The sequence below is a fragment of the Clostridium sp. CF012 genome (assembly GCF_018861755.1).
Classification (GTDB): Bacteria; Bacillota; Clostridia; order Clostridiales; family Clostridiaceae; genus Clostridium_AD.
In genome coordinates this window covers 25,759-39,297 of record NZ_JAHLEF010000025.1, presented here as the reverse complement: position 1 = coordinate 39,297, position 13,539 = coordinate 25,759, and the positions used below count along the sequence as shown (strand labels likewise).

Sequence of the window (13,539 nt, the reverse complement as noted above, 5' to 3'; positions counted from 1 at the left end):
CATGAAACCGTATTAATTAAAAGGAGGTGTATTTATGTTTTTCAAGACTAGGCAGCAACATGAAAATTTGAGGACAAAAATCAGAGAGTTTGCGCAGGAGGAAGTTAAACCTATTGCATTTATGTTAGACCAGGAAAATAAATTTCCTACGGAAGCAATTAATAAGTTAGCTGATATGGGTATGATGGGGATTCCATATCCAAAAGAGTACGGCGGAGCAGGGCTGGACATAATCAGCTATGCAATCGCTGTTGAGGAATTATCAAGAGTGGATGGTGGTACAGGCGTAATTCTTTCCGCTCATACATCTTTGGGTGCATATCCAATTTATGCCTACGGAACAGAGGAGCAGAAACAAAAATACTTGGTTCCATTGGCAAAGGGAGAGAAAATTGGTGCATTCGGTCTCACAGAGGAAAATGCTGGTAGTGATGCTGGTGGTACGGAAACCACTGCAGTACTCGATGGTGATAATTACATTTTGAATGGTGAAAAAATATTCATCACAAATGCTGGTAAGGCCGACATTTACGTTGTTTTTGCAATTACTACGCCGGATATAGGTATTCGTGGTATAAGTGCATTTATTGTGGAAAAAGACACAGAAGGTTTTAGCTTCGGACAACATTACGACAAGATGGGGATTAGATCATCTGCAACTGCAGAGCTAATATTCAATGATGTGAAAGTCCCTAAGGAAAATCTACTAGGTAATGAGAGCGACGGTTTCAAAATTGCTATGGCAACTTTGGATGGTGGTCGTATTGGTATTGCAGCTCAGGCTCTAGGAATAGCTCAAGGCGCTTATGAAAATGCTTTAGAGTACTCAAAAGAAAGAGTTCAATTTGGCAAACCTATATGTCAGCAACAGATTATCTCTTTTAAATTGGCTGATATGGCGACAAAACTTAGAGCAGCTAGATTACTTATTTATAGTGCAGCAGAGCTTAAAGAAAATCACGAGAGTTACAGTATGGAAGCTGCTATGGCGAAACAATATGCTTCAGATGTTTGCCTTGAGATTGTGAACGACGCTCTTCAAATATTTGGTGGAAACGGTTATTTAAAAGGTATGGAAGTTGAGCGTGCCTACAGAGATGCTAAAATTTGTACAATATATGAAGGAACTAATGAGATTCAACGTGTCGTTATCGCTGCTCACATCATAGGTAAGATGCCGAAAAACGAGAACACAGGTAAAGCCACTAAACGTGGACCTGCAACAGGTTATCGTAAGAAAGTGATTTTCAAGGAAGGAACTGCAAGTGAAAAAGTAAATGCACTTGTGGAAGCTCTTAAGGCAGATAAATATGATTTTACAGTTGGAATTCCAATGGACACTCCTATAACTAAGGCTGAAAGAGTTGTCAGCGTAGGACAAGGTATAGGCGAAAAGGAAAATATGAAGCTTATAGAAGACTTGGCAGTTCAAGCTGGTGCAGCCATAGGATCTTCACGTCCAGTAGCTGAAACACTTAAATATTTACCACTGAATCGTTATGTTGGTATGTCAGGTCAAAAATTCAAAGGAAATCTTTATATTGCATGCGGTATATCAGGTGCAGGTCAGCATTTAAAAGGCATAAAGGATGCTGCTACAATAGTTGCTATAAATATTGATTCCAAAGCGAAAATTTTTAAGAATTCAGATTACGGTATCGTTGGCGATCTAATGGAGATATTACCATTACTTACTGCTGCTTTAGATAATGGTCAGGCAAAGAAAGATGCTCCACCAATGGTGAAGATGAAGTCAACTGCTCCTAAGAAAGCTATTCAAACCTGGAAACATTATGTATGTAATGGATGCGGTTATGAATACGATCCTGGTATGGGTGATTCAGAAGGAGAAGTATCTCCCGGAACTCTATTTGAAGACATACCGCAGGAGTGGACTTGCCCTGCTTGTTGTGAAGAAAAAGATATGTTTATAGAAGTCTAATTTTTATAATAATCAAATATAATAAAGTGTTTTTAGTATAAAGGAGGATTAAATATATGTATTGTGTTAGAAATATAACTGAGGATCTTTATTGGGTTGGTGGCAACGATCGTCGCCTTACCCTTTTCGAAAACATTCATCCAATTCCACGAGGCGTTTCTTATAACTCATATTTGTTAATGGACGAGAAGACAGTACTCTTTGATACAGTAGACTGGTCAATTTGCCGTCAGTTCATAGAGAATATTCAATCGATCCTAAAAGGCAAACCTTTAGATTATATGGTAATTAACCATATGGAACCTGATCATGCAGCGTGCATTGAAGAGATTATTCTTCGTTATCCGGATGTGAAAATTGTATGCACCCAAAAAGCTTCCTTATTTATGCATCAGTTCGGTTTCGCTATTGATGGCAAAATAGTAGAAGTTAGTGAAGGCGATACAATGTCCTTTGGAAAACATCTCGTTGCATTTGTAGCTGCTCCAATGGTACATTGGCCAGAAGCTATGGTGACATTTGATACTTACAATGGCGTATTATTTGCTGCTGACGCTTTCGGTTCTTTCGGATCATTAGATGGAAAGCTCTTTAATGATGAGATGAACTTTGACCGCGATTGGATTGACGATGCCAGAAGATATTATACAAACATCGTAGGCAAGTATGGTCCTCATGTTCAAGATCTATTGAAGAAGGCAGGAACTATTGACATTAAGATTATCTGCCCTCTACATGGACCAGTATGGCGTAATGATTTAGGGTACTTGCTTGAGAAGTACGACAAATGGAGTCGTTATGAACCAGAGGAAAATGGAGTAATGATCGTTTATGGAACAATGTACGGCAATACGGAGGCCGCTGCAAGCGATCTAGCATCAAGGCTTGTAGAAAAAGGAATGACCAATGTTGTTATGTATGATGTTTCAAAAACTCATGTTTCCTATTTGATTTCTGAGACATTCAAATATAGTCATGTTGTTCTTGCCTCTGTAACCTACAACTTGAAGATTTACCCACCGATGATGAATTATATAATGGATATGAAGGCATTAAATCTTCAAAAACGAACTTTCACCCTTATAGAAAATGGCTCATGGGCTCCTCAATCCGGCAAATTGATGCGTGAACTTTTGGATGAGATGAAAGAAATGACTATTTTAGACAATGAGATGTCATTGAACTCCAGCATGAAAGAAGATGATGCGGATGCAATGGATGCCATTGCTGATAGCATTATTGAATCTATGAAGTAATTTTAGAAAAACATAAATTTGGGACCTCCTCATAATAAAATTTGTGAACAGGTCCCTTTTGGTGTACATACTAATATTAAATTTATATTTATATATTTCATTTATCTATTGAAAATGGGCTCAACTAATTTTGCGCGGGTTTCAGGAAATTTAAATGTGAAAATTTTGAAAAACCTTATTGACAAAACATTATAAAAGTCTTAAACTGTAAAATATACCAAATGAGTATACTTTAAGGAGAAAAATAACATGAAAATAACACAAGAAGCAGATTACGGACTTAGAGTAGTACTTCACTTATGTAAATTAGGCTATGGCGAAAAGATAGAAGCAAAAGCAATTTCAGAAAAAGAGGGTATACCGCTAAGATTTCTTTTAAAACTTTTAAGAAAGCTTATACAAGTAGATATTCTAAAATCTTATAGGGGTGTCAAGGGCGGATATGCTATAAATAAATTGCCAGAGCAAATAACACTGAAAGATGTAATAGAAGCAATAGATGGTCCAGTATGTGTTAATAGATGTGTAATTGAACCAAACTTTTGTAAGTTGAATAGAACTGGTGTATGTATTGTGCATAGAGCTATGACAAAAGTACAAAAGATTTTAAATGCAGAACTAGAAAGTATAGATTTTCGACAACTAGTGGATGGAGAAGTTTAGTTTTTTTCATAGCATTAATGGGACTTGTGGGCGTTCTTATTCAATAATTTGATAGTTATAATTAATTTCATAAGGGGGATTTAGAGGCATGGATGTTTATGTAGCACGACAGCCAATCTTTGATTGTAATAATATAACTATTGCCTACGAACTTTTATTTAGAAATAGTCTAGAAAACAAGTATAGCGGTGAAGATGGTTATAAGGCGACTTTGGAGGTAATAAACAATACTTTTTTTACCATTGGGCTTAATAATGTTATAGCCGGAAAAAAAGCGTTTATCAATTTAAATGAAAGTCTATTAAAAACTGATTTTATCACTGCATTACCTCCAGAATATGTTGTTATAGAAGTTCTTGAAACTGTGGAGCCTACTGATGAAATAATTGAACGGTGCAAAGAACTTAAAAATAAAGGATATACCTTAGCACTAGACGATTTCGTATTTTATCCCAAATACAGGAAATTATTAGATGTGGTGGATATAATTAAAGTGGATTTTACCATAACTACTGGTTCAGCAAGAAAATTAGTTATGGAATTGGTGAAAAATAAAAATATTAAATTTTTAGCTGAGAAAGTTGAGACAAAAGAAGAATACCTTGAAGCAATTTCCTATGGGTATGCTTATTTTCAAGGATATTTTTTTAGCAAACCAGAGATATTAATAGGAAAAGATATTCCTCTGAACAAGATGATTTATTTAAGGTTAATTAAAGAACTAAATAGTAAAGAGTTTCATGTGGATAAACTAGAAGAATTAATAGTAAGGGATGTTTCAATTGCTTACAAATTATTAAAAATGATAAATTCTTCATCCTTTGGCATTAGAAATAAAATTACATCAATGAAATTAGCAATAAATATGATGGGCGAAAAAGAGATGATAAAGTGGCTTTATATGTTAGTAATTAGAGGTATTAGTTTGGACAAGCCTGGAGAAATAATAACTCTATCACTTCAAAGGGCAAAATTCTGTGAACAAATTGCTATTTTATCAAATAATAAAGCTATTGCTTTTGATGCATATCTTACCGGGATGCTTTCAACTATGGATGCCATTTTAAATTTACCAATGGAAAAAATATTAGATGAATTATCAATTGGAGAAGATGTTAAGGTAGCACTTACCAAAGGATCAAATACATTAGGCGTTATATATATGATAGTTAAGGAATATGAAAAAGGTAACTTTGATAGGGTGATAATTTTAAGTCACGAGTTAAATATAAATGCAGGTGATCTGGGAAGGACTTATTTTAATGTACTTAGTTGGATAAAAGATGTATAAAAAACAATTATAATTAATATCAGAAGAGGTTATTATACATAATAGACCCAATAATAAATATACAATTATAAATTGTGAAACAAGAATAATTGTAAGTATACCAAAATGAAGGGCTGTAGCAAAATTGCTAGGGCTTTTTTTGAGTTAAAATAATACTAACACAAAAGGATTTAAGTCATATGATTACTGGTAACTTGTAAAAAATAGTATTGGAGGATCAAGAATTATATACAGGGGACTCATCTGATCTTGTAATAATAAATAGCTCTAATGACCTGGCATATATAATCTATACCTCAGGTTCAACAGGTATGCCTAAAGGGGTAATGATAGAGCACTATTCTGTAATTAATAGATTGAATTGGATGCAAAAAAAATATCCAATAAACCAGAGTGATATTATTCTTCAAAAGACACCGTATACTTTTGATGTATCTGTATGGGAGCTTTTTTGGTGGTCCTTCTATGGTGCAAAACTTGCTATACTTTGCCCTGGAGGAGAGAAGGATCCCGACCAAGTAATTAGTGCGATCCAAAAGTACAAAATCACTACTATTCACATTATACCTTCTATGATAAGTGTATTTCTACATTTTCTTCAAATAGAAATTAATACTGATAAAATTAATAGCCTAAGAAAAGTATTTGCTAGTGGAGAGGCTCTAACGCTAAGGCATGTTGAAAGATTTTATAAGGTTTTTGAAAATCTTGATGTAAGTTTAACTAATTTGTACGGACCAACCGAAGCAACCGTTGATGTATCTTATTTTGATTGCATAAAAGGAGAAAATTTAAAAGTATTACCAATAGGAAAGCCAATTGACAATATTAGACTTTATATTTTAAATAATAATTTGGAAGTTCAACCAATTGGAGCTCCCGGAGAACTGTTTATAGCAGGAGATGGCCTAGCGAGGGGGTATCTCAATTCACCGGACATTACTTCCCAGAAATTTATAAATAACAAATCTTTAAATGAAGATAGGATTTACAAAACTGGTGATTTAGCAAGACTACTTCCAAACGGTGATATAGAATATTTAGGGAGAATGGATAATCAAGTTAAAATAAGAGGTTTAAGAATAGAACTTGGCGAGATTGAGTATCAATTATTGAAATTTAAATCAATTAAGGAAACTTTAGTAATTGACAGAAAGGATGAATCTAGGAATAGCTATCTATGTGCTTATTATGTTTCGGATTCCGAGGTAACTGGTTCCGAAATAAGGGAGCACCTTTCTAAGAATTTACCAATATATATGATACCCTCATATTTTGTGAGAATGGAGAAATTGACACTCTCAAATAATGGGAAAATTGATAGAAAAAAATTGCCTGATCCCTTCCTTAGGATTTCACTTGAGGAAGAATATGTAGAGCCAAGAAATGACATAGAGAAAAGAATTGCTACCATATGGGAGAAAGAACTAAATATAGATGAAATCGGGGTTACCAGTAATTTTTTCAACATAGGAGGAGATTCACTATTAGCTATTAATGTATCTCTTAGTATTGGTGGTGGCGTTACAATTTCTGATATATATAGTTATCCTACTATTGAAGAACTGGCAAAAAAATACAAGATAAAAAAGAGAGCGATAATATTTTCTATTCTGTAATGGAGTCTAAGGATGCTAAAGGAACATCTATAGTCTGCATTCCTTACGGTGGAGGGGCTCCCATTGTATATAACGAACTTGGAACCCATTTATCTAAAATATCGGACAAGTATTCAGTATACTCAGTTGTTTTGCCAGGCCATAATTTTGGGGGGGGAATCAGATACTTTAAAACCTATTGAGGAAATAGCAAAGTTATGTGTTGAAGAGATAAAAAAAGCCATTAAAACGGAGGTTGTTTTGTATGGACATTGTGTTGGAAGTGCCCTTGCAATTGAAATCGCTAGATCATTAGAAAAGGAAAAAATATACATTAAGGCTATTTTTATAGGGGGAATAATTCCACCAAGGCTTGTAAAGTATTATGGAAATATCTTAGATCCCTGGAAATGGAAAAATGAAGAAGAAATAGCAAAATACCTTAATAAACTTGGCGGGGTGACTTATGCATTTGGAGATAATGAAAGTCACTAATTATGAAAGCTTTTAGACATGATGTAAGATGCTACATGAAATATTTTCATAATTTCTCTCAAAATAAATATAAAAGAAGGTGTGTTCTTTCCGCTCATTAATGATAAATCTGAATGTATGGGAGTTATTTATGTGGAACTTAGCGATGATAAAAACATAAACCTATTGGATATATTTGCAAAGCAGGCAGCAAGCTCTATAAATAACGCGTTCTTGCATTCCTTGATTAATATAAAGAATGAAGAACTCAATAAAACTTACGAAATAATTAAGATTAGATATGAAGAGACTATAGATACACTAAGGCTAATTTCTAATTTGTTCTCTAAATCAATCTTATAGGTGCAACCTCTATTAATCATCTTTAACTTTCCTTATATCCTTATTTTTGTTACAATTAGTAGCGATTGAATTATAAATGTATCAAATTTGTTATCCTTAAGAAAGTGCAGAAACAACATTAATATTAATGCAACTATATCATACGAGCTATCAAGAGAGAATTAAAGAACATAGAAGAAGGAGCTTATTATGCATAAAATTGAATTACTCACTAATAAAAGAGATGTTTCTTTCGAAATCATGAGAACATTAGGTTGTTTTTTTGTTGTTGCAATTCATGTTTTCGCCTCATATTTTAGTATGTACGGAAATATAAACACCCGAAGTTGGTTATTTGCAGAGTCAATAATGACTATTTCACGATTTTCAATTGTTTTATTTATTATGGTTTCAGGGGCTCTTTTGCTTGAAAAAGATATAACCATAAAAAACGCTTTAAAAAAGGCAACTTATTTCACACTAATACTAATAGCTTGGTCTATTGCCTATATCTTAATATCTGATATGTTTTTAGATAACAGAACTTATTCTATCCAAAAAATAATAGTTATGTTTTTAAATAACCAAATATCCACACATTTATGGTATTTGTATATGTTAATAGGGGTATATATAACGCTTCCATTTATTAGGAATATTATAAAAAATTTCGAACTAAAGCTGCTAAAATATTATTTAATAGTTTTTTTATCTTTTTCGATGATAACAATGATGCCTTTATTGCTATCAACCCTACTTAATTTAAATATAAAAATATATCTAATTGTTCCCTTTATGAATTATCAATTAGGTTGTTTGATAATAGGATATTTTATTAATAAACATCTACAAATAAATAAATTGGTGTTTATACTGAGTATAGTATCGTTTTTTCTAATAAACATAGCTACAGCTTCATTGACTTATCTTGAATCTTACAAAAGGAAAAGTGCGATTGATGGTTACTACAATAATAATTTTGCAAATATAATCTTATCAGCTGTATGTGTCTTTATTATTGTTAAGTACATCAGTAAATATATTTCAGAAAAATCTCTATGGACAAAATTCTTCTCCTTCATCGGATCAATATCCTTTGAAATATATCTAGTGCATCTAATGGTAAAATCATTTTATGAGAAAAAGATGCAGAAGTATTTTGATAGTTTCATACCAAGATTAAGTTTAAAATTCCTATTTGAATTATTATTCGTATTTATTCTATCCGTTTTAATAGCTTATTTAATAAAACTCATTACGAAGCAAGTTAAAAAAATCATATTAAAGGGTAAGGGTAGCAAGTAACTCCTCTAATTTAGAAAGGTATGCTAAGGTTATGATTTAATGAAAAGATGTTTAAAAGTAAAAAAAATGATACAATAGTATAAGATTAGGTAATACTGTATACTAATATAATAGTTTCATAATTTAAGCTAAAGGAAGTTGGTTGGTACTATGAAAAGATTTATAATAAAAATACTAGCAACTATAAATAGTATGCTTAAAAAGAATAAAAATAAGGTGTGTTTTGTAAGTCATCCGGATTTTTCAGATAATAGTATGAGTGTGTTTGATTATATGGTATCAAAAAAACCAATGCAATATGAAATTGTATGGTTAGTTAACGATCTATATATTCCTAGTGAAATAGAGGAACTAAAAAAACAATTTAAATTAAAGGTTGTGAAGTTAAAATCACTGCTTGGGATACTAAATTATATGACTTCAAAATATATATTTTACACACATGGAGCATTAAACGGAGTGGAATGTTTGGACAAGCAAATCGTAGTAAATTTATGGCATGGTATGCCACTCAAAAATATAGGTTACTTGGATAATAAAACTAAGGAAGAGGTTGCTCATTTTACATATACCATAGCTACCTCAGAAGAATTTCAAAATGTCCTATCAAAAGTTTTCGGGGTAGATAAAAATAAAGTATTAATTACAGGTTTACCTAGAAACGATAGAATGAATAAATTTAAAGACGTATTAAATAAGTTAGGTATTAATGGACAACAATATAATAAAAAAATATTGTGGATGCCAACATTTAGAAAATCCAGTGTAGGAGATAAAAGGAAAGATGGTATATCGAAAGATGGTCAGTTGCCTTTATTGACGACTGAAGAACTAGTTAATTTAAATAAGTATCTTAAGGACAATAAGGATTTACTTATAGTTAAGTTACATCCTATGGACACTCTTACGAAGAAGGATTTTAGTGAATTAAGTAATATAAAAGTAATTATTAATGATGATTTTAAAATTATTGGAGAGCAATTATATTCAATATTTAAAGAAATCGATGCTTTAATTACGGATTATTCATCTGTTTATTTTGATTATATGATATTAGATAAGCCCATTGGGTTTGTAATGGATGATTTAGGTGAATATAGTAGTAGTAGGGGTTTTGTTTTTGAAGATATATATGATTGGATTCCAGGGCCAATAATTAAAGATGTGGCACAACTACATAACTTTATTGAACAAATAAATAACAACGTAGATGATTATAAGAATATCAGAGAAAAAGTAAATAATAAAACTAACAAATATTCAGATTTTAATAATACTGAAAGATTATTCGATAAATTAGGTTTATAGAGAAAAAGAAAATATGTTGCATAGGATGGTTCAAAATGAAAAAATTAATAAAAAATAAGGTGGTAATTAATTATATTTATAATAGTATGTATCAACTTCTTACTATTATAATACCTATAATTACCATACCTTATGTATCAAGAATTTTTGGCGCAAAGGGAATGGGGATATATGGGTATACTTTTTCTGTGGCACAATTCTTCTATATAGTAGGTATGTTTGGAATAAGTTCCTATGGAATTAGAGAAATTGCATATGTTAGAAATTACAGAAAAACAACTACAAAGAAATTTTGGGATATTTGGTCATTACAAGTAATTACTAGTCTATGTGGACTAGCAATTTATATGGTTTGTATTATATATTTTAATTTACTGGACTATAAGATTGCATTTTTATTTCAGATTCCTTTTTTATTAAATGCTATATTTGATATTTCATGGTTTTTTATAGCTATGGAAGATTTTAAAAAAACAGTAACAAGAAATATAATTGTTAAAATAATTGGGCTTATTTTAATATTTACCTTTGTAAAAAAACCAAGTGATATATACATATATATTTTAATAAATTCAAGTATAGTCTTTTTAGGAAGTTTAACATTATGGTTTTTTATAAAGGAGTATATAGGAAAATTTCATATTAAAAATGTCAATATAAAGCAGCATATAAATGGTGCAGCTTTAATTTTAATACCACAATTTTCAATTCAAATTTATACAAGCTTAGACAAAATTTTAATTGGTAAACTATCAACTATAGAGCAAGTTGGCTTTTATGATCAATCACAAAGAATTGCTAGAATAGCATTGGCGATAGTAACTTCATTAAGTGTTGTTTTGATGCCAAGAATAGCTAACATGTTTGCAAGAAATGAAATTAAGAAAGTGGAAGAATACATTGTTAAATCAGTAAACTTTACCTTGGTATCTTCAGTATTTATAATGTCAGTAATTATAGGAATATCTAAGAATTTTGTTCCTTGGTTTTTTGGTAGCCAATTTAACGTTATAATTTTATACATGATGTTAACTAGTTTAATAATTTTATTTATTGCAGTAGGTGGTGTTTTTGCAAATCAATACACCTTGCCTACTAATAAAAACAAAGAATATATTATTCCATTAGTAGCTGCTTCAGTAATAAATATAACATTGAATATAATTTTAGTACCCAAATTTCAAGCCTTAGGTGGAGTTATATCTATAGTTATAACAGAATTTATAGTTTGCCTATTAAGAATAATATTAGTAAAAAAATACTTAAATATTAAAAAAATATTTAAAGGTACTTATGGATATTATTTTGCAGGTGCACTAGTAGCAATAAGCGTATATGTTTCAGGTGACTTTGTTATAGGTGGATTTTTAGGACTTGTAATACAAGGGTTTGTAGGATTAATAGTATATGTTATGATTCTATATATAGTTGATAACCCTATAAAAAAAGAAATAGTTAATAAAATTAAAGAAAAAAAATCATTGAAAACAAGTAATAAGTGAAAGTGTAGAAAAATTGAGGAGGAAGATCAATGAAAAAAATTATAACATATGGTACATTTGATATGTTACATTATGGTCATATTAACTTATTAAGTAAAGCTAAAGAATTAGGTGATTATTTGATAGTTGCACTTTCAACAAATGAGTTTAATGCGATTAAAGGTAAAGAATGTTATTTTTCTTTTGAAGAAAGAAAGAAAATATTGGAAGCTATTCGTTATGTAGACTTGGTTATACCAGAGGATAATTGGGAACAAAAAATAAAAGACATTGCAGAATTTAAAATTGATACATTTGTTATAGGAAATGATTGGGAAGGAAAGTTCGATTTTTTAAAGGAGTATTGTGAAGTGGTATATCTACCAAGGACGCCGGAAATATCAACTACTAAAATAAAGCAAGATTTAGAGTTAAGAGAATCAGCAGTATCAGAAGAATAGTGAAACCCACGACTAATTAATTGGTCGTGGGTTTTGTGCTACTTAACAATTACAAGCGCATAAAAGATCTTTTATTATAAAAAGAACTCATTATGAAAGTCCAGAGTATTGTATAAACTATTGAAAAATATACTGAATCCAATGTGCTACCCGCCCAAGGGGTTATATAATGGGTAGTAAGCCAAACATTTAGAGTTAATGGTTTCTTTGTAATGGAGTCTACTATAGGGATAACCCACAGGGTCTTACGAATGACTTCTGATACTAGGTAAACAAATATTGCACTACTCCCAAGAGCTACGAATGGTTTAAATAGAGAATCATATTTTATTATATCCATGATAAAATAAAGTAATGACACCGATAAAAAACAGATTCCAGCTGTAAGTAAAACGAAAGAGCTAGACCATAAATTTTTATTGAAAGGAAACCAGTTGTTTGCAAGGTAAGCCAGTGCTAGTGTTATTATTCCAAAGGTAAAAACAGATAAAAACTTATATATTTTTTTATTTGTAGGGTATGTAAGTATTTGACCAGTTACTGCACCTAGTAATGCTGACGCCATTGCAGGTAAGGTGCTTAAAATACCCTCTGGGTCCCAACTTTTTTTATATAAGTGACCTTTTAGCCATTGTAAATCTATATACTGAACTAAATTTCCATCTGGTTCTAAAATTCCAGAACCAAACCCAGGAACATTAACATATTTCATTAACAAATAATAGACTATAACAATTGTAAATGCCAGCCCAAGTTGTATGGAGGCTTGAATTACCTTATTTTTAACTGCATATAGTATTAGTAATGTTACACCGCTTACTATAAGATAAGTAATAGCAATTCGCTGTAGTACACCGGGTATTCTTATACTTGAAAAATTATAAAGTGGAAAACCATTTAAAAATAATCCAAGAAGGAAAATTCCTATGCTTCGTACCAGTATGTGGGCAAATATATTCAAGGGTGAAACACCTTTTGCTATTCTTCTATTTAGGGCATAAGGTATAACCATTCCCATTATTATAATAAAAAAGGGGAATCCTAAATCTGCAACGGTCCATCCATTCCAGGTTGCGTGTCTTAATGGGGGGTATAATCTAGCGGTATTACCTTGATTATCTCCTATGAGCATTAATGCTACCGCCATTCCTCTAAATGCGTCAATACACTTTAATCGCCCTGTTTCAATATTTTTATTCCCTATGTTTTTATGTTCCATATCAATTGTCTCCTTATTTCGACCTTTGGGATTTATAAATTTAGCCGTAAGTATGTATATTCTATTAATAATTAATATTTCCTTCCAAAAACTAATAAGTAGCTTATTCTTTTAATATCAAAACATAATCCATTACTATCAATAAGGCTTACAAACGTGGTAAAATGTATTATGATTTGAGATATTCAATAATAAAAAA

The 13,539-nt window shown here is 31.2% G+C and carries 12 protein-coding genes; 11 read left to right on the top strand and 1 reads right to left on the bottom strand.

What is annotated here, in order from left to right; genetic code table 11:
- The first annotated feature begins 34 nt into the window (after positions 1-34).
- The 11 genes from KPL50_RS18465 to tagD all read left to right on the top strand — a co-directional run bounded on the left by KPL50_RS18465 (position 35) and on the right by tagD (position 12,121).
- Complete coding sequence (locus KPL50_RS18465; protein ID WP_216300018.1) at positions 35-1,942, top strand: acyl-CoA dehydrogenase family protein; 1,908 nt, start codon at positions 35-37, stop codon at positions 1,940-1,942.
- Positions 1,943-1,998: 56 nt separating this feature from the next.
- The gene (locus KPL50_RS18460; RefSeq protein WP_216300017.1) at positions 1,999-3,198 is read left to right on the top strand and encodes an FprA family A-type flavoprotein; all 1,200 of its coding nucleotides are present in this window, start codon (positions 1,999-2,001) and stop codon (positions 3,196-3,198) included.
- A 249-nt stretch (positions 3,199-3,447) separates the two neighbouring features.
- Positions 3,448-3,861 (top strand): Rrf2 family transcriptional regulator, encoded by a 414-nt coding sequence (locus tag KPL50_RS18455; RefSeq protein WP_216300016.1) that lies wholly within the window; start codon positions 3,448-3,450, stop codon positions 3,859-3,861.
- Between the two features lie 88 nt (positions 3,862-3,949).
- Positions 3,950-5,152 (top strand): EAL and HDOD domain-containing protein, encoded by a 1,203-nt coding sequence (locus tag KPL50_RS18450; RefSeq protein ID WP_216300015.1) that lies wholly within the window; start codon positions 3,950-3,952, stop codon positions 5,150-5,152.
- 209 nt (positions 5,153-5,361) lie between these two features.
- Positions 5,362-6,771 carry a non-ribosomal peptide synthetase gene (locus KPL50_RS18445; protein WP_216300014.1) on the top strand — a complete coding sequence of 470 codons (1,410 nt, stop codon included), beginning with the start codon at positions 5,362-5,364 and terminating at the stop codon, positions 6,769-6,771.
- Positions 6,772-6,834: 63 nt separating this feature from the next.
- A complete protein-coding gene (locus tag KPL50_RS18440) occupies positions 6,835-7,245 on the top strand; it encodes a thioesterase domain-containing protein (RefSeq protein ID WP_216300013.1) in 411 nt (136 codons plus the stop codon).
- Between the two features lie 132 nt (positions 7,246-7,377).
- Positions 7,378-7,587, top strand: a complete 210-nt coding sequence (locus KPL50_RS18435) for a hypothetical protein (protein ID WP_216300012.1) — start codon at positions 7,378-7,380, stop codon at positions 7,585-7,587.
- A 189-nt stretch (positions 7,588-7,776) separates the two neighbouring features.
- A complete protein-coding gene (locus KPL50_RS18430) occupies positions 7,777-8,871 on the top strand; it encodes an acyltransferase (protein ID WP_216300011.1) in 1,095 nt (364 codons plus the stop codon).
- A 150-nt stretch (positions 8,872-9,021) separates the two neighbouring features.
- Positions 9,022-10,179: a CDP-glycerol glycerophosphotransferase family protein gene (locus tag KPL50_RS18425; RefSeq protein WP_216300010.1), complete on the top strand. Its 1,158-nt coding sequence runs from the start codon at positions 9,022-9,024 to the stop codon at positions 10,177-10,179.
- 35 nt (positions 10,180-10,214) lie between these two features.
- Positions 10,215-11,681: an oligosaccharide flippase family protein gene (locus KPL50_RS18420; protein WP_216300009.1), complete on the top strand. Its 1,467-nt coding sequence runs from the start codon at positions 10,215-10,217 to the stop codon at positions 11,679-11,681.
- A 29-nt stretch (positions 11,682-11,710) separates the two neighbouring features.
- On the top strand, positions 11,711-12,121 hold the full coding sequence (tagD, locus tag KPL50_RS18415; RefSeq protein WP_216300008.1) for a glycerol-3-phosphate cytidylyltransferase: 411 nt from the start codon (positions 11,711-11,713) through the stop codon (positions 12,119-12,121).
- 49 nt (positions 12,122-12,170) lie between these two features.
- Here the strand turns inward: tagD and KPL50_RS18410 are convergent, their stop codons facing one another.
- On the bottom strand, positions 12,171-13,340 hold the full coding sequence (locus tag KPL50_RS18410; protein WP_216300007.1) for an acyltransferase family protein: 1,170 nt from the start codon (positions 13,338-13,340) through the stop codon (positions 12,171-12,173).
- Positions 13,341-13,539 lie beyond the last annotated feature (199 nt).

Bases quoted from the DNA above. Each gene is read 5' to 3' on its own strand.
- KPL50_RS18465 (WP_216300018.1), top strand. From the start codon at position 35: ATGTTTTTCAAGACTAGGCAGCAACATGAAAATTTGAGGACAAAAATC.
- KPL50_RS18460 (WP_216300017.1), top strand. From the start codon at position 1,999: ATGTATTGTGTTAGAAATATAACTGAGGATCTTTATTGGGTTGGTGGC.
- KPL50_RS18455 (WP_216300016.1), top strand. From the start codon at position 3,448: ATGAAAATAACACAAGAAGCAGATTACGGACTTAGAGTAGTACTTCAC.
- KPL50_RS18450 (WP_216300015.1), top strand. From the start codon at position 3,950: ATGGATGTTTATGTAGCACGACAGCCAATCTTTGATTGTAATAATATA.
- KPL50_RS18430 (WP_216300011.1), top strand. From the start codon at position 7,777: ATGCATAAAATTGAATTACTCACTAATAAAAGAGATGTTTCTTTCGAA.
- KPL50_RS18425 (WP_216300010.1), top strand. From the start codon at position 9,022: ATGAAAAGATTTATAATAAAAATACTAGCAACTATAAATAGTATGCTT.
- KPL50_RS18420 (WP_216300009.1), top strand. From the start codon at position 10,215: ATGAAAAAATTAATAAAAAATAAGGTGGTAATTAATTATATTTATAAT.
- tagD (WP_216300008.1), top strand. From the start codon at position 11,711: ATGAAAAAAATTATAACATATGGTACATTTGATATGTTACATTATGGT.
- KPL50_RS18410 (WP_216300007.1), bottom strand. From the start codon at position 13,340: ATGGAACATAAAAACATAGGGAATAAAAATATTGAAACAGGGCGATTA.